Source organism: Rhodococcus sp. KRD197, assembly GCF_017168235.1.
GTDB lineage: Bacteria > Actinomycetota > Actinomycetes > Mycobacteriales > Mycobacteriaceae > Rhodococcoides.
This window is the reverse complement of the sequence record NZ_JABFAO010000009.1, coordinates 208,529-224,495: the sequence shown is the minus strand read 5'-3', so window position 1 is coordinate 224,495 and position 15,967 is coordinate 208,529. Positions and strand designations below refer to the sequence as shown.

Sequence of the window (15,967 nt, the reverse complement as noted above, 5' to 3'; positions counted from 1 at the left end):
CTTACCTGGAAAGGGGCGGCAAGAGGTGTTCCAGATCTGCGGCGTGATCTCGCACAAGATCGCACGGGTCTCGTTCCGGTTTGATGCCGCCCGCGAACATGACTATGAACCATACGACCCCGGTAGGAACAGCCACAACAACGTGGCAGTCCACAACCGCACGAGAAGTATCGGTCTCGTACTGAAGCGCGTCGCGATCGGCGAGTTCAAAGTCAACCTGATTGAGCTTGCGTTCATCCCCCCTCGCATCGCTGACCGTGTGCTCGCTCGACGACATCACGCTGAGGGAATAGGACTGACGGTCTTTTGGTGCGCGAAATACACACCGTGCCCAATCGTCGACGACGATGCCCTCTCCCCATCCCACGTCCCGATAGGTCGGATCCAACCCCGTCGCCTCGATCGCTTCGTCAGGAATACTGCACGGATCCCATCGCTCACCCGCGAGAGCAGTGCCCTTCACGTCGCCACCGCACCCCACCACCAGAACCACCCCGGCAACCACCATCGCCAACGCCTTGCGCACCCAACCCCCTCGATTACCTCGATCGATAGATTAGACGCATTCGGGGTTGCAGCGGTTCCATCCGCGTCGGAGTCGGCTACAGCGGCATCGGAGGCACCCTTCGGCGAACAGTTCCTGTCGGTCCCCCGCCTTACCGTCTCCGCATGCCGTCGACACACGACCTGCCGCCCATGGACCGAATCAACCTCGTAGCCATCCAAAACCGCCTCGGCATGTCGACGGCGTCCAAGGGCGAGCAGTACTTCCAATCGAGCCGCGTCGGGCCATTGAATTGGTACACCGATGCTGCACTGCTCACCGCGGCCGTAAGCGGCAACCAGCGGTGGCCGTACGAGACAGACCTGCATATGGTGATGCACAATGACCGCCCAGTCGATCTGGACTTCGGCAAGTGCTCCTGCCCTGTCGGTTTCGACTGTAAACACGTCTACGCAGTGCTGCTCCAGGCCGTTCACGACACATCGACGAAGTTGCAGCCCGCATATTCCGCTCCGGTGGTTCAACACTGGTCGCACTCGTTGTCGGAGCTCAGGATGCCGGTCGACCCCCTATACACCGGAGCTGCAACACAACAGTTCGGAATTCAACTGACCCTGTCGGCGCCTGCCGACAGTCCTCCGTACTTCCGGTTGTCGGCCCGTCCGGTGAAGCTGAGCGAGCGCGGCTCCTGGGTCACCTCGGGCCTGTCCTGGGATCGATTCCCGCACGTATACAGCGCCGAAGCCGCCGAGCAGATAGCTGTACTGCGCGAAATCCACGCACTGTCACTCGTCAAGTCCAGACGGCACAACTCGTACTACTTACAGCCAGGGAGCCGCGTCGATCCAGCTGTCGGAGATATCCGGTCGTTTACTGTGGGATCTACTCGACGACGCTGTCGAACACGGAATTGCGCTGGTCAACTCGCGCAAGAGCCTCGGCCAGGTCACTATTTCGCAATCTGCACGGTTCGACATCGATGTCACAGCACTCCCCTCCACCGAGCTGTCGGTGACGGGTCGCACCTTCATCGGTGACACCCCGATCGACCGGGATCAAATCGGTTTGCTCGGACCCGACGGCACCGGCATCGCGCATTGGGATGCCGATGCACCCGCGGATGTATCGCTACGAGCATTCGGTCTAGCCCGCCTCGATACGCCCTTGCCCTCCGCACTGCACTCGGTCGCGACTGCTCCGACACCACTGCTCATTCCGAAGGCCGAACGATCCATCTTCGCCAACGAATATCTGCCGGCGCTACGCCTGGGGGCATCCGTCGTCTCGTCGGACGAGTCCTATCACCCTCCGGTAGTTCTCGGACCGGAACTTCGTGTGAACGTCGTCTACTCCGCGGGGCACCGAGTCACCACGGACGCGGAATGGAGCTACCGAATCGACGACTCCGAGATCCTCATCCCAGCAGACCGTCCGATGATCGAGGACGGCACCCGAGACGCCTCAGCCGAAACGGCGATACTCGACGCCGTGCGCGCAGTTCTCGGCGGCGGACGGGTACCGAAATTGGTCCTGCCACCATTCACCGTTCAGGACATGGCAGCCGCTCACTATCTGACGGAGTCGGTTCCACAGCTGCGAGCAATCGAGAACCTCCAGATCGAGGTCAGCGGGGAGCCTCCTTCGTACGCCGACGTCAGCAACGAGATCGCCGTGTCACTGAGTACCCGAGCAGTCAACGGTGACAACGACTGGTTCGATCTCGGTGTCGTCGTCACCGTGGACGGCGCCAACATTCCCCTGTCCTCGATGATTACTGCTGTGGCCTGCGGTGATTCGCATCTACTACTGCCCGACGGGCGATACTTCGACCTGCACTCGCCCACGCTGGCGAAGCTTCGTGCATTGATCGACGAGGCGCGTTCGCTACAAGACGCACCAGATGGGCCACTGCGACTGAGCAGGTATCAGGCCGGGCTCTGGGAGGAGTTGGCCGCTCTCGGTGTTGTCACCCGCCAGGCAAAAGCATGGCGCACACAGGTATCCGGACTCCTCGCACTCGATGGCGTCGAACCTGCGGTAACACCGTCGGGACTGGACGCCACCCTGCGGTCCTATCAAGGCGAAGGTCTGTCCTGGCTCAGCTTCCTGTACGAGCACGGCCTCGGCGGAATCCTCGCCGACGACATGGGCCTCGGTAAGACGATCCAGACGCTCGCACTGATCACGCGCGTGCAGGAAACGTCGGGTATCTCCGCACCGTTCCTGATCGTTGCGCCGTCCAGCGTCGTCCACAACTGGGCTCGCGAAGCGCAGCGCTTCACACCTGGACTCGAGATTGCCACCGCAGCCGAAACGGCGCTGCGCCGCGGAACGACCATCGACGAACTCGCGGGTGGCGCGGATATCGTGATCACGTCCTACACGATATTTCGGCTCGACTTCGACGACTTCGACTCGGTGACGTGGTCGGGTCTCATTCTCGACGAAGCGCAGTACGTCAAGAATCACCAAGCGAAGTCGTACCAGTGCGCTCGCCTGCTGTCCGCTCCGTTCAAACTGGCGATCACCGGCACGCCGATGGAGAACAACGTCATGGAGCTGTGGTCGCTCCTGTCGATAGCTGCGCCCGGCCTGTTCCCGTCACCGAAGAAGTTCACGGACCTCTACCGCAAACCGATCGAACAGGGCGGTGACACAGCGGTACTCGAACAACTGCGTCGACGAATAAAGCCGCTGGTGTTGCGCCGAACCAAGGACCTCGTCGTTGCCGACCTTCCTCCCAAGCAGGAACAGACCGTCGAGGTCGACCTGCATCCGAGACATCGGAAGCTCTACGACACCACGCTCAATCGCGAACGTCAGAAGATCCTGGGTCTGATCGACGACCTCGACAAGAACCGATTCACCATCCTGAAGTCACTGACGCTGTTGCGGCAACTGAGTCTGGACCCGACACTCGTCGACGAGAAGCACGCGACGATCCCAAGCGCAAAAACCGAAGAACTCGTCGCGCAACTGACAGAGATCGCGGCGGGCGGACATCGTGCGTTGGTCTTCAGTCAGTTCACCCGGTACCTCGGGCGCGTTCGAGACCGCCTGAGTGCCGTGGGTATCGAGTTCGAATACCTCGACGGCAAGACCAGCAACCGGGCTGCAGTGGTCGAGAGGTTCTGCGAAGGCGATGCCCCGGTCTTCCTGATCAGCCTCAAGGCCGGCGGCGTGGGGTTGACCCTCACCGAAGCCGACTACTGTTTCGTACTCGACCCCTGGTGGAACCCTGCGACCGAAATGCAGGCGGTCGATCGCGCGCATCGAATCGGACAGACGAAGACGGTGTTCGTCAATCGCTACGTCTCCCGCGGCACCATCGAGGAAAAGGTGATGGCGCTCAAGGAGCGCAAAGCGAAGTTGATCGCCGGGGTCATGGACAACGGCACTACCTTCGACGGCGGCTTGACCGCCGACGACATCCGCGCACTCATCGAGTAGTGCCTCCGGCGCACAGGCCCGAACCATGGCAGCATCGGCCAGGTGGAGCTACTGATCGCCAAGAATCCCGATCCGGACTCTTCGCTGCCCTACCTCCTGCGGATTCCTTTGTCAGGGACACCGCTGCTGCGGGGACGTGATGTACGGCAACACACCAGCGCCGTGTACTGCCACCGGCCTCGCTGACGATCCTCAGACCGTCGGGCTCGGCTGAATCGGGTGCATACGACCGCGGTCAGCGCGGCTTGGTGCACCGGATCCGATCGACTGTTGCGACGATTTCAGCCACAACGTGTTCCGGCCGTTCGGTGAGGTCGGCCCAGGTGTAGCGGAGGACCGTCCAGCTCTGGCTCAGTACGTTTTGCCTGCTCCGGTCCCGCTGGAACGCATCGCGATCGGAATGGAAGGCCCATCCGTCGATCTCGACAGCCACCATCTCGTGGGGGAATGCGATGTCGATCTCGTAGCCGCCCCACCTGAAGTTGACCACCCAGCCGCGGATCTTCTGGACCCGGAGTTCACGAACCAGCAGGCGCTCGCCCTCTGATCGAGCGCCACCCTCGGCCGCTTTCAGCAGACGCTCGGCCTTCGGTGCGCCAGTTCGGCCCATGTTTCGGGCGTGTGCACGTCGCAACCCCTCCAGATTCGTGTGGCGCTGCAACGCACGATCCATGATGTGCGCTTTACCGACGGATGCTTCAATGACTGTCAGGTCGAGTGACGTCACCCGAAGCCCACGGCGCAGCACGACATCTTTGGGGTGCACGTCCCGTCTCCGGAGTCGGCAGCCATCGGCGCGGCTTCGACCCGCGCGAGGAACGGTGACTTCGATGACGCTGGGCACATCTGTAATCACGTTGTGCCAGAATGCCGCGGCCTCGCCGCTCAGTACAGCGTTCATCCCTGCGCCCCACACTGTGCACCGAATGTGGGCATCGGTCGTGAACGGCCGGTTCGCGACGAAGTAGACACCACGGTTGTGCACGCACCAGGCATCTGAGCGGACCAGGCGGTCGATCGAATCGTCGCTGAGGCCACAGTGGCGTGCCTGCGCACGGGTGATCACTCCGTCATGCTGCGCCAGCCATTGATCGAGCATGTCCCTATTGACGCTCATCGGCGCGGGACGGTTCCATGCAGCGAATCGGGTGCAGCTGACCGCGCTGGCCACGGTCAGCTGCACCCGATCAGGTACGCCCGGTCATGCGAGCACCTCGCGCAGTTTTGCCGCGAACTCCACCGGCTTCCCTGTCTGACCGAACTCGCCTCCGAGAAAGCCGGAGTGGCCGCTCGGAAACACCGTCGCGTCGATACCCAGCAGCGCGGCAACGGCATAGCCAGCGCGACCTGCCATCTCACCTTCGGACGACCCACCCGATTCTTCACCCACGGCGACCACGATCGTCGTCGGCGCAGATCTCAGGGCGTCGACATCGGGCATGAAATCCACTGCGCCACCGCGTAGATTGGCGATCAACGGGTCGGTGCGCGTGCCGTCGTCCTGTGTCGGGAGCCCGAACGCTGATGGGTCCGGCGCCGGTTGCTGGAGGTAGCCGGAGTCGAGTTCGCCTCGGTGCATCACCAATGCGATGAACTTGGCCATCGCCGGGCCAGTGCCCGAGGAATCGTAGGTGGATACGATGTCCGAACACACCGCCCGCAGCGTGTCGCGATCCGGAAGCGTCCCCCCTGCGGGCGGTTCATGTGCCACCAGGACGCGGACGTCGTCCGGGTACTTCGCTACGAGGGCGAGCGCGTTGACGGCACCGCCGCTAGAGGCGAACATGTCGACGGGCCCCAACGCCTGCAACACGGCATGGAGATCCTCTGCGTGCTGCGCGGTGGTCACGGCTGACGTCGGATCCTCCCGCTTGCTCCGACCAGTGTTGCGAGGGTCGTAGGTCACCACCGTCCGATCGGTGAACTGCGACGCGAGAGTGGTGAACCCGCTGGCATCCATCGGCGAACCGACCAAGACCAGAGGTACCGCATCGGGTGACAACTCGCCATGGACGTCGTAGGTGAGGGTTGCGCCGGGAACATTCATTGTGAAGGTGCTCATGCAAGGTCAGACTCCGACTGCACGGAAAAGTCATCGGTCGCCCACCGCAGTCTGTTGGTCGTCGAAATGTCGTCCATTGTTTTTCTGACCGACTTCGCACTCCACCCTGGTCGGTGCAGTGTGTTCGGTTATGGCATCGAACTGGGCTCGAGTACTCTCCGCTGCACCGATCGCGGGAGTGCTCGGTCTCGCGGCGTACGACCTGACACAGAAGCGTCACGCGATACTTCGCAACTTCCCAGTCGTCGGACATGCCCGGTACCTACTCGAGGCAGTTGGGCCTGAGCTGCGCCAGTACATCGTCAGCGGGAACGATGAGGAGCGCCCGTTCAGTCGCAATCAGCGCCGGTGGATCTATTCGTCGGCGAAGTTGCAGAACAACTATTTCGGATTCGGCGCCGACAACGACACCGAGTTCTCGCAGGGCTACCCGATAATCAAGCACCGCACGTTCTCTGACATCTCCCCGGCAACCGCGCAACCCATCGGGGCCGGAGACATCGTGCCAGCCGCGAAGGTTCTGGGAGGGCACCGTGAGCGGCGGGGTGCGTTCCGCCCGTCGTCGGTCGTCAATGTGTCGGCGATGAGTTTCGGGTCGCTGTCGGGTGCGGCGATCGAGGCCATCAATCGGGGTGCCGCGGCTGCGGGGTGCCTGCACAACACGGGCGAGGGTGGCCTGTCGCCGCACCACCGGCACGGCGCCGATCTGACACTCCAGATCGGCACCTCGTACTTCGGGTGTCGGGACCAAGGCGGCCGATTCGACATACATCGCCTCAAGGATCTGGTCGAGGCGAACCCGATCAAGTCCATCGAGATCAAACTCAGCCAGGGTGCAAAACCAGGACTCGGCGGGTTGCTGCCGGGCACGAAAGTCACTCCGGAGATCGCGAGAATTCGCGGTATCCCCGAGGGGGTCGACTGCGCAAGTCCGTCGAGGCACTCCGAGTTCGACAGTGTCGATTCGATGTTGGATTGGGTCGAGATGGTCGCCGACGAGACCGGCGTCCCGGTCGGCATCAAATCGGCCGTCGGCAACATGGACTTCTGGTCCGAACTGGTCGACCTGATGAGCACCACCGAACGCGGCGTCGACTTCGTGACCATCGACGGCGGAGAGGGCGGAACCGGGGCTGCACCGTTGCTGTTCAGCGAGTCGGTGTCGCTACCCTTCCGCGTCGGCTTCGCCCGCGTGTACGAGCAGTTCGCACGTGGCGGAGTCGCCGATCACGTGACGTTCATCGGTTCCGGCAAGCTCGGCTTGCCCGACAACGCGGTCGTAGCGTTTGCGCTGGGATGCGACATGGTCAACGTCGGACGTGAGGTCATGATGTCGATCGGCTGCGTGCAGGCGCAGAAGTGCCATACGGGCAAATGCCCGGCCGGTGTTGCCACACAGGACAAATGGCTCGCCCACGGCCTCGATCCACTGAACAAGGCAGACCGTGCAACCAACTACCTGCGCACCCTGCGACGCGACCTACTGAAGGTTTCGGAGGCATGCGGTGTCGCGCACCCCGGCTTGATCACCGCAGACGATCTCGACATCCTCTACGGACACGAGTCGGCAACCTCGCTGCGTGAGGTGTACGGCTACGAGTCGAAATGGGGAGTCCCCAACGAATTCGACGCCGCTGAAATCGTCCGTCTGATGAACGGACCTGCCGCGGGCCACTGAGTGTTCTGGCACATTCCAAGCGCCTTCAACGTCCTGGGCCTGGACGTCGGCGGTATTGTCGTGATCAGCAGCCTCCGTCGCGATGGCTCTGCCGGGCAATCGTGCGCACCTCGGAGGACTCGACGTTCGAGAAGTAAGAGGGTCTGCGCAGTTACACACCCCTCACACGATTTGCGAGAACCAGTAATGGTCTACCCATAGCGTCAGAATCCACAGTCGACGACGGGAGTGCACCAATGTGGATCAGCAGATTCGCTGCTGCGCTGGCGTTGACCTCCGCGGTTCTGCATCTGCGCATGGGTGTCGCCGATTTCTCGGACGCGATCCTCGCGGCAATGGCTTTGCTGTGCGTGTTCTGCGCCGTCGACCTGTGGCGATCCCACGAACTCCGGGCGTGGGTAATGGTGGCTGTCACGAGCGCAGGGATGTTGCTCGCGCACTCGTCCTTCCCCTCAGGCCACCACCATGTCGTCAGCCAGACACCGAGTATGTCTGCCGCATCCGCCGTCGCCGCGCTGGAGTTGTTCCTCGCAGGGTCCGTCGTCTTCTTTCGTACCCGCAGAATTCCGTCCGAGTTTTTTCCCAACCGATTGCAGGAGCTTCGATGACCGACACGTTCGCGACCGTCACCACCCACCCGCTGGAGCCGCTCAGCCCGCTGGAGATCGCGCAGGCGTCGGCGATCGTGAAACGCGAACAGAACCTCACGCCCTCGGCCCGATTCGTCTACATCGAACTGCACGAACCGTCGAAAGAAGCTCTGAAACAACCACTTTCCGACCGTCAGGCATTCATCGTGCTCCGGGACCGCGGCGCCCAGGCCACGTTCGAGGCCGTTGTTTCGCTCACCGCCGATTCCGTCGTCAGCTACACCGAAATCGCCGACGCCCAGCCGCCCATCACGCTCGAAGAGTTCCTCCAGTGCGAGGAGGTCATCAAGGCCGACCCACGCTGGCAAGAAGCGATGATCAAGCGCGGCGTCACCGACTTTTCCCTCGCGATGGTCGACAAGTGGGCCAGCGGCCACACCATGGACGAGGACAACCCCGGTGGTCGACGCCTCGCGCGGCCACTGACTTTCGTTCGTAGCGAGGCGCAGGAGAACGGATATGCGCGGCCCGTCGAGAACCTGGTGGTGACGGTTGACATGGACACGATGGAGGTCGTCGGTGTCGCCGATACCGGTGTGGTGCCCATCCCCCAGTCACCCGGAAACTACCTGCCCGGCTTCTACGAGCGCCCCGGGAACGTGCCCGAGTTCGCGCAGCAGCGAGCACCGATGAAGACCATCGACATCGCTCAACCCGACGGCCCGTCCTTCACCGTCGACGGCCACTACGTCGAGTGGGCCAACTGGCGGCTGCGCGTCGGCTTCACCCCGCGCGAGGGATTGGTGCTGCACGAGGTGAACTACGTCGACCGCGGCACCGAGCGTCCTGTCATCCATCGCGCGTCGCTGTCGGAGATGTATGTCCCCTATGGCGATCCCGGCGACAGTCAGTGGAACAAGAATGTCTTCGACGAGGGTGAATACGGGTTGGGTGTGCTCGCGAATTCGTTGCAGTTGGGCTGCGATTGCCTCGGTGAGATCCACTACTTCGATGCATACGTCAACGATCAGGACGGTCAGCCGATCGAGCTGCCGAATGCGATCTGCATGCACGAGGAGGACTACAGCATCGGCTGGAAGCACACGGATTTCCGTGACAACCTCGGCCAGGTTCGGCGCAACCGCCGGCTGGTCGTGTCGTTCTTCGCGACGGTCGGCAACTACGACTACGGCTTCTACTGGCACCTGTATCTGGACGGTTCGATCGAGTTCGAGATCAAGCTGACGGGCATCATTTCCACTGGCGCGATCGAACCGGGGCAGATCCCGGAGTTCGGCACTCTCGTCGCTCCCGGTCTGTACGGTCCGCACCACCAGCATTTCTTCAGCGTCCGGATGGACATGAAGGTCGACGGTGAACGCAACAATCTGTACGAGCTCGAAGCCGAGGCAGTGCCTGCCGGGCCGGAGAACCCGCACGGCAACGCGTGGCGTCAGACCAAGCGGCAGCTCACCACCGAGTCCGAGGCGCAGCGCGTCGCAGATCCGTTGAAGGCGCGATCGTGGTTGATCGCCAATGCCGACAAGAAGAACAAGCTGGGTGGACACATCGGCTACAAGATCGAACCGTCGGGCGCCGTCGCGTTGCCGCTGGCGCAGCCGGGTTCACAGCAGGCCCGGCGGGGTGGTTTCGCCACCAAGCATCTGTGGGCGACTCCGTATGCCGAGCGTGAACGATATGCGGCGGGCGAGTACGTGGCGCAGAATCCGGGACATGACGGGCTCGTTGCCTATACCGCGCAGGATCGTTCGATCGACGGCGCTGACCTGGTGATCTGGCCGACGATCGCTGCTCACCACGTGGTTCGGCCGGAGGATTGGCCGGTCATGCCGGTCAGTCACGTCAGTCTGCACCTCAAACCAACTGGCTTCTTCGACGGCAATCCGATGCTCGATCTGGCGCCGGAGGTCCCCAAGACCGACGGGCATTGCTGTTAGGCGGCTTCGCCGCATGTGAGTGAAAATACGTGTCCCACTATGTATTTCCACTCACATGCGCGAAGCGCCTACCGACGCACTCACCAACGAGCTGGTCCGCACATTCAACCGGGTTCGGTCGGCGCGGAAGAGATCCACGGAGTATTCGACCGGCCTTGCCTGCTGGTCGTAGCCGATGCGCTCGAGCTTGAGCACCGCTGTGCCCTCGGGTTGTCCGAGCAGCGCCCCAGCGGGAGCAGACAGCGTGGCCAGTTCGATCGACTCATCCGCCATGCAGACCGAAATCCCGAGCTTGTTTCGCAGCGTCTCGTAGACCGAGTTCAGCGGCGTCTCGAGCACCCGCCCACAGATGCTGCCGCTGAGATACATCTGCTCGAGCGAGAGGGTGTCGCCGTCGGCAAACCGCAAGCGCAGCAACGACACTGCCGGTTCCTCGCCCAGCACCCGGGCCGCATCGGCCGAGGGCGACGCCATCCGCGCTGAAATCACCTTCGTTCCGTCACGAAAGCCCTGCTCGTGCAACATCTGCGGCACGCCCTTGACCGTGTTGAGGCTGCGCAGCAACCGTCGACTCTGACACACCGACAGCGCGCTCTCCGGCGAGGGTGATCCTGGCACCACCGAGGTCAGGTATGCACCGCCGGCGCGGCCCTTCATGCGACGGATCACCCCGTCGCGTTCGAGCAGGTCCATGGCTTTGCGGACGGTGGTACGCGAGGTCCCCAGCCGCTCCGCCAACTCACGCTCGGGCGGCAGACGGGGCACCGAGCGCTGCTCGAGCTCGGCCACCAACCGAAGCAGGGCGGCATGGGTGTGTTCCATGATCAGCAACGGTTCACCTCCGATAGCAAGTTAGGACAAACCTAGCCCCCACAGAACCGATTCAACGTTCATCTACCTGCAGTTTTACGCACGATTAACACCGCTGGTGTCCTATGTCATTCGACCCCCGAAATGCGTTACACGCAGTTCACACACGACGAGCAAAACCAGAAATGGTCTACGAGCATCGTTCTCCACGTCAGAGAAAACTCCTACCGAAGGGTGCACCACTGTGGACGATTCCCGGTCGGCTCGCGCCGCCCTCGGCGTGACGCTCGCCCGCTCGGCGGGAGAAATCGCCCGCCGCTGGTTCGACACCTCAGCCCTCACCGTCGAGGCAAAACAGGACGGTTCCCCTGTTACGCAGGCCGATCGCGAGATCGAGCAACACATCAGAGATGCCGTCGCACAGCACTTCCCCACCGACAGCTTCCTCGGCGAGGAGTTCGAGGAGACCATCGGCACATCCCAGTACCGCTGGATCGTCGACCCCATCGACGGGACGAAGTCCTTCGTACACGGAGTTCCGCTGTACGCCAACCTGATCGCGCTACAGGAAGAGGAAGAGATCGTCTTCGGGGTCATCAACATCCCCAACGCCGACATCCTCATGCACGCCGAGCGCGGCAAGGGCTGCTGGAAGAACGGGACTCGGGTGCACGTCTCGGACCGCACAGAACTCGACGGCGCCTATGTCATGGCGACGTGGCTCGAGGACTGGCACCCCGATGTCATCGTCGACCTGCACGCCGCAGGCGCAGTACTACGAACCTGGGGCGACGCCTACGGCTACATGATGGTCGCGTGCGGCCAAGCCGAGGCGATCGTCGACTACACCACGCAGACATACGACCTCGCTCCCATGCCGGTCATCATCGAGGAGGCCGGCGGCACGTTCACCTCGCTCGACGGTGCGCGAGATTTCGATTGCGGCAACGGAATTGCGTCCAACGGCGCAGTTCACGACTCGGTTCTCAAAATAGTCAACCAAGGATGACGCACATGAAAGAGTACATTCGCGGCCTGAGCCGGCAGAGCATCATGACCTTCTTCGGCGGCACCTACGCAGTGGCGCTGCTCTTCGCCCTGTTCCCGCCGCTCTACATGTGGGGCAGCGGAATTCGCTACGAGATCCTCGGCGTTCCGTTTGCCATCATGTACTGGCTGATCAACGGCCTCGTCCTCGGATTCACCCTGTGGGGCCTCTACATCGTCGAGGACATCCGCGGCGAACTCGACGAAGACCTCCTGCCCGAAACCCACCCCCTCACTGGAGAATGACATGTTGATCATGCTGGGAATGCTCGGCGTCTTCTACGCCATCGTCATCTTCATCCTCTACACCACCCAACAGAAGACCTCCCCCACCTTCGACGAGTACTCCGTCGGCGGCCGCAGCTACGGCCCCTGGTACGTCGCGATGAGCTACGTCAACTCGTGGTGGCCCGGAGCGGTGTTCATCGCCTTCTTCGGACTCGCCAGCGGCGCAGGCGTGTTCGGCCTCTACGGTCTGGCGTACTCGAGCCTCGGCGTCGCGATGATGTACTTCATGGCCACCCGCGCCTGGCGGTGGGGCGCGAAATACAACCTCCGCTCACAACCCGATCTTCTGGGCCTGCGCTTCAACTCCCGCGGCACCAAGATCATCGCCAGCGTCATCGGCATCGTCTCGCTCTTCCCGTGGGTCGTGCTCGGCATGCAGGCACTCGGTGAAGTCTTCCAGATCGCCAGCGCCGGAGCATGGTCCGTCACCACCTGCCTGTTCGTCGGCTTGGCCGTCATCGTCATCCGCCAGTACTGGACCGTCAAGATGGGCATGCGCGGCCTCATCATGACCGACATGTTCCAGGGCATCGTCGCCTATGTCTTCTCCGCCGCGCTGTGCCTGATCCTGCTCTCCGGTATCGCCGGCGGCCCGATCAGCTTCGCCACCCTCGGAGACGTCGCCGACGAATACCTCCGCGTCCCCGGCGACGGCGACTCCTACGGCCCGTTCTACCTCTTCGCCCTCATCTTCACCGGTGTCGTCGGATCACTGTGCTGGCCGACGAGTTTCCAACGCATCTACACCGCGTCGAGCGTGCGTGCGGTGAAGGCGGGCACCATCCGCACCGTCCTCATCTCCGGTGTCTTCTACTCCCTGCTCATGCTCGTCGGCATCGCGAGCACGGTCATGCCGGCCGTCGCCGAATCACCGCAGACCGGCTGGTTCACCATCATGGAGAGCTACGGCGGAACGTGGCTGCTCGGACTCGGCGCCACCATGGTGTTCGCCGCATCCATGGGTCACATCGACGGCAGCGTCCAGGTCTGTGGCCTGCAGATCGCCAACGATCTCGTGAACTCCAACAAGCGTAGGCTCACCGACAGCCAGCTCACCAAGGTAGCCAAGGGCAGCATGCTCGCGTTCATGGCGGCCGCGGCGATCGTCGCCTACGCCACGTTCAACATGACGCGTCTGCAACTCCTCGCGCAGATCTCGTATCAGGGCGTCGTGCAGCTCGCCATCCCACTGTTCCTCGGCGTGTTCTGGCGCGGCGGCAACGGCAAGGGCGCGATCGCCGGCATGCTCTCCGGCTTCACCACCGCGTTGGTCCTCACTGCGATCTACCCGGACGACATCGCCGGGCTCGGCAGCCTCACCGGCGGCGTCGTCGGCATGGCCGTCAATCTGGCGGTCTTCCTCATCGTCTCCAAGGCCACCGGCACCACGGACGAGGAGAAGGCACGCGTCGACGCGATGTTCGAAGTCGGCAAGCGCCCCACCCGCACCGCCCCCGTCGACCTGTCCTTCGAGGACCAGATCGAGGAACTCGCCACCAACCCCGCTCCGGAGAAAATCTGATGCACTTCATGTCCGATTTCGACGCGCTGTCCTCGATCGGTGCCACCGCCAATGGCGGCGTGCACCGGGAGGCAGCGACTGCGGACGACGGTCGAACCAGGCGGTTCCTCGCCGACTGGTTCGACCGGCACGGCCTCACCACCGTTGTCGACTCGGTCGGCAACATGTTCGGCACGGTGGAGTTCGTGCCCGGCGCACCGTATGTGCTCGTCGGCTCGCATCTCGACAGCCAGCCGACGGCCGGAAAGTACGACGGCGCCTACGGTGTCCTCGCCGCAGCCCACGCCGCACATCACATCAAGGAACACGTCGAACGAGGCTCTGTGACTCCGCAGTTCAACCTCGCGGTGGTCAACTGGTTCAACGAGGAGGGCTCCCGCTTCTCACCCAGCCTGATGGGAAGCGGGGTCTTCATCGGCAAGTTCGACGCCGAGGACATCCTGATGGCCACCGACCGCGCCGGCATCAGCGTCCGAGACGCCCTGTCCGATATCGGTTTCCACGGCGACGGTACCGCGCCCGAGGCCGTCTCCTACGCCGAGATCCACATCGAGCAGGGCCCGATCCTCGAAACCGAAGGCGCGACCATCGGGATCGTGTCGGCCAACTGGGCGGCGCGCAAGTACTCGATCACCGTGCACGGCGAGCAATCGCATACCGGTGCCACGCATATGGCACTGCGTCACGATGCGTTGGTCGGCGCCAGCAAGATCGTCCTCGCCGCCCGGGAACTCACCACGCAGTTCCCCGACGGTCTGCTGTTGGCGTCGGTCGGGCAGTTCGACGTCGAACCCAACTCCCCCATCGTCGTACCGTCGAAGGTCACCATGGCCATCGACGTCAGATCGTCGGATCCCGACGTGCTCGAGCAGGCCCACAACATGCTGCTCGCGGCCATCGCTCAGGAAACCGAGGTGCACATCAGCATCGACACCTCCGCGCTGCGCCCGTCCACCAGTTACCAGAGCGAGGGCGTCGAACTCGCCGAGGAGGCTGCGAAGGATCTGGGCCTGTCGTATCGCCGGATGCTCACCATGGCCGGCCACGACTCGGTGAACCTGAAAGACATCGTCCCGACGGTCATGCTGTTCGTCCCCAGCGTCGACGGCATCTCGCACAGCGAGAAAGAACTGACCCGCGAAAACGACCTGCTCGACGGCGTGAGGATGCTCACCGAGACCGTCGCGCGCATGGTCCGAGGCGACATCGGCGACGTAAAAGCTACAGAACTGACGAGCGTAGGAAGTAGGCAGACATGATCGACTTGTCGGGCAAGACCGCAGTGGTCACGGGCGGCTCCCGCGGGATCGGACGGGCGGTTTCCACCACGCTGGCTGCGGCCGGGGCGCGGGTGGTGATCGCCGACCGCAGCGACGCGCTCCGCACCGACGGCAACTCGACATCGGATATCATCACCACAGCCGGCGGCACCGCCGAGTCCGTCCTGCTGGACATTTCCGATTCCCAGCAGGTCGACGCCGTGTTCGGTGATATTGCAACCCGGTTCGGCATCGACATTCTCGTCAACAACGCCGGAGTACTCAGCGCAGGGACGGTGCTCGAGACCACCGACGAGGCCTGGCGGTCGATGTTCGCGGTCAACGTCGACGGCACCTTCTTCTGCACTCGGGCGGCGATCAGGCACATGGTCGAGGCCGGCAAGGGCGGCAAGGTGGTCAACGTCGCGTCGATCAGCGGGCTGCGCGCCAACCCAGGATTCGCGGGCTACTGCGCAGCGAAGGGCGCGATGGTCAACTTCACCCGCCAGGTCGGCATCGACTACGCACCCCTGGGCATCAACGTCAACGGTGTCGCGCCGGGCTTCGTCGAAACCGATATGACAGCGATCTACGACGCGTCCATCCGGGGCGCGTTGGAAGCGCAGACACCCAACGGCAAGTGGGCCGATCCGCAGCACATCGCCGACACCGTGCTGTTCCTGTCCTCCGCACTCTCCGATCACATCTGCGGCGAGATGGTGGCCGTGGACGGCGGCTGGCTCGTCGGCACACCCGTTGTCCCACTATCGGTGTCAGCAGCGGTATCGGCATGAAAGG

General features: G+C 63.0%; 14 protein-coding genes. 10 read left to right on the top strand and 4 right to left on the bottom strand.

Annotated features, from left to right (window positions below; genetic code table 11):
* Position 1: 1 nt before the first annotated feature.
* Positions 2 to 526, bottom strand: a complete 525-nt coding sequence (locus J1M86_RS14635; RefSeq protein ID WP_139318199.1) for a DUF3558 family protein — start codon at positions 524 to 526, stop codon at positions 2 to 4.
* A 143-nt stretch (positions 527 to 669) separates the two neighbouring features.
* Here J1M86_RS14635 and J1M86_RS26430 point away from each other — a divergent pair, with 143 nt between their 5' ends.
* Both J1M86_RS26430 and J1M86_RS26875 read left to right on the top strand, forming a co-directional pair.
* Entirely contained in the window at positions 670 to 1,542 is an 873-nt protein-coding gene (locus J1M86_RS26430; protein WP_241260088.1) for an SWIM zinc finger domain-containing protein, read from the top strand.
* Positions 1,517 to 3,955, top strand: coding sequence for a DEAD/DEAH box helicase (locus J1M86_RS26875; RefSeq protein WP_083667858.1), 2,439 nt, complete (start codon positions 1,517 to 1,519; stop codon positions 3,953 to 3,955). The genes J1M86_RS26430 and J1M86_RS26875 overlap by 26 nt, the downstream gene beginning before the upstream one ends.
* Before the next feature lie 235 nt (positions 3,956 to 4,190).
* Here J1M86_RS26875 and J1M86_RS14625 read toward each other — a convergent pair whose 3' ends face one another.
* Together J1M86_RS14625 and J1M86_RS14620 are read right to left on the bottom strand one after the other, a co-directional pair.
* Complete coding sequence (locus tag J1M86_RS14625; protein ID WP_241260087.1) at positions 4,191 to 5,072, bottom strand: type IV toxin-antitoxin system AbiEi family antitoxin domain-containing protein; 882 nt, start codon at positions 5,070 to 5,072, stop codon at positions 4,191 to 4,193.
* 84 nt (positions 5,073 to 5,156) lie between these two features.
* Positions 5,157 to 6,017: an alpha/beta fold hydrolase gene (locus J1M86_RS14620; RefSeq protein WP_206510424.1), complete on the bottom strand. Its 861-nt coding sequence runs from the start codon at positions 6,015 to 6,017 to the stop codon at positions 5,157 to 5,159.
* A gap of 130 nt (positions 6,018 to 6,147) precedes the next feature.
* Between J1M86_RS14620 and J1M86_RS14615 the strand changes: the two genes are divergently transcribed.
* The 3 genes from J1M86_RS14615 (at position 6,148) to J1M86_RS14605 (ending at position 10,243) form a co-directional block, all read left to right on the top strand.
* The gene (locus J1M86_RS14615) at positions 6,148 to 7,695 is read left to right on the top strand and encodes an FMN-binding glutamate synthase family protein (protein WP_075839878.1); all 1,548 of its coding nucleotides are present in this window, start codon (positions 6,148 to 6,150) and stop codon (positions 7,693 to 7,695) included.
* Positions 7,696 to 7,931: 236 nt separating this feature from the next.
* Positions 7,932 to 8,303 (top strand): hypothetical protein, encoded by a 372-nt coding sequence (locus J1M86_RS14610; RefSeq protein ID WP_075839877.1) that lies wholly within the window; start codon positions 7,932 to 7,934, stop codon positions 8,301 to 8,303.
* Complete coding sequence (locus tag J1M86_RS14605; protein ID WP_206510423.1) at positions 8,300 to 10,243, top strand: primary-amine oxidase; 1,944 nt, start codon at positions 8,300 to 8,302, stop codon at positions 10,241 to 10,243. Before J1M86_RS14610 ends, J1M86_RS14605 begins: the two co-directional genes overlap by 4 nt.
* 51 nt (positions 10,244 to 10,294) lie before the next feature.
* Here J1M86_RS14605 and J1M86_RS14600 read toward each other — a convergent pair whose 3' ends face one another.
* Positions 10,295 to 11,065: a GntR family transcriptional regulator gene (locus J1M86_RS14600; protein ID WP_139318198.1), complete on the bottom strand. Its 771-nt coding sequence runs from the start codon at positions 11,063 to 11,065 to the stop codon at positions 10,295 to 10,297.
* 232 nt (positions 11,066 to 11,297) lie between these two features.
* On the opposite strand from J1M86_RS14600, the gene J1M86_RS14595 reads away from it, so the two are divergent.
* Genes J1M86_RS14595 through J1M86_RS14575 form a run of 5 tightly spaced genes read left to right on the top strand, consistent with a single transcriptional unit; the run spans position 11,298 to position 15,963 of the window.
* A complete protein-coding gene (locus J1M86_RS14595; RefSeq protein WP_206510422.1) occupies positions 11,298 to 12,062 on the top strand; it encodes an inositol monophosphatase family protein in 765 nt (254 codons plus the stop codon).
* Between the two features lie 5 nt (positions 12,063 to 12,067).
* Positions 12,068 to 12,346, top strand: a complete 279-nt coding sequence (locus tag J1M86_RS14590) for a hypothetical protein (RefSeq protein WP_075839917.1) — start codon at positions 12,068 to 12,070, stop codon at positions 12,344 to 12,346.
* Between the two features lies 1 nt (position 12,347).
* Positions 12,348 to 13,910: a sodium:solute symporter gene (locus J1M86_RS14585; RefSeq protein ID WP_206510421.1), complete on the top strand. Its 1,563-nt coding sequence runs from the start codon at positions 12,348 to 12,350 to the stop codon at positions 13,908 to 13,910.
* Between the two features lie 8 nt (positions 13,911 to 13,918).
* Positions 13,919 to 15,169, top strand: a complete 1,251-nt coding sequence (locus J1M86_RS14580; RefSeq protein ID WP_307786644.1) for a M20 family metallo-hydrolase — start codon at positions 13,919 to 13,921, stop codon at positions 15,167 to 15,169.
* Positions 15,166 to 15,963 (top strand): SDR family NAD(P)-dependent oxidoreductase, encoded by a 798-nt coding sequence (locus J1M86_RS14575; RefSeq protein WP_075839874.1) that lies wholly within the window; start codon positions 15,166 to 15,168, stop codon positions 15,961 to 15,963. Before J1M86_RS14580 ends, J1M86_RS14575 begins: the two co-directional genes overlap by 4 nt.
* Positions 15,964 to 15,967: the final 4 nt, after the last annotated feature.

Bases quoted from the DNA above. Each gene is read 5' to 3' on its own strand.
- J1M86_RS26430 (WP_241260088.1), top strand. From the start codon at position 670: ATGCCGTCGACACACGACCTGCCGCCCATGGACCGAATCAACCTCGTA.
- J1M86_RS14625 (WP_241260087.1), bottom strand. From the start codon at position 5,072: ATGAGCGTCAATAGGGACATGCTCGATCAATGGCTGGCGCAGCATGAC.
- J1M86_RS14620 (WP_206510424.1), bottom strand. From the start codon at position 6,017: ATGAGCACCTTCACAATGAATGTTCCCGGCGCAACCCTCACCTACGAC.
- J1M86_RS14615 (WP_075839878.1), top strand. From the start codon at position 6,148: ATGGCATCGAACTGGGCTCGAGTACTCTCCGCTGCACCGATCGCGGGA.
- J1M86_RS14610 (WP_075839877.1), top strand. From the start codon at position 7,932: ATGTGGATCAGCAGATTCGCTGCTGCGCTGGCGTTGACCTCCGCGGTT.
- J1M86_RS14605 (WP_206510423.1), top strand. From the start codon at position 8,300: ATGACCGACACGTTCGCGACCGTCACCACCCACCCGCTGGAGCCGCTC.
- J1M86_RS14600 (WP_139318198.1), bottom strand. From the start codon at position 11,065: ATGGAACACACCCATGCCGCCCTGCTTCGGTTGGTGGCCGAGCTCGAG.
- J1M86_RS14590 (WP_075839917.1), top strand. From the start codon at position 12,068: ATGAAAGAGTACATTCGCGGCCTGAGCCGGCAGAGCATCATGACCTTC.
- J1M86_RS14585 (WP_206510421.1), top strand. From the start codon at position 12,348: ATGTTGATCATGCTGGGAATGCTCGGCGTCTTCTACGCCATCGTCATC.
- J1M86_RS14580 (WP_307786644.1), top strand. From the start codon at position 13,919: ATGTCCGATTTCGACGCGCTGTCCTCGATCGGTGCCACCGCCAATGGC.
- J1M86_RS14575 (WP_075839874.1), top strand. From the start codon at position 15,166: ATGATCGACTTGTCGGGCAAGACCGCAGTGGTCACGGGCGGCTCCCGC.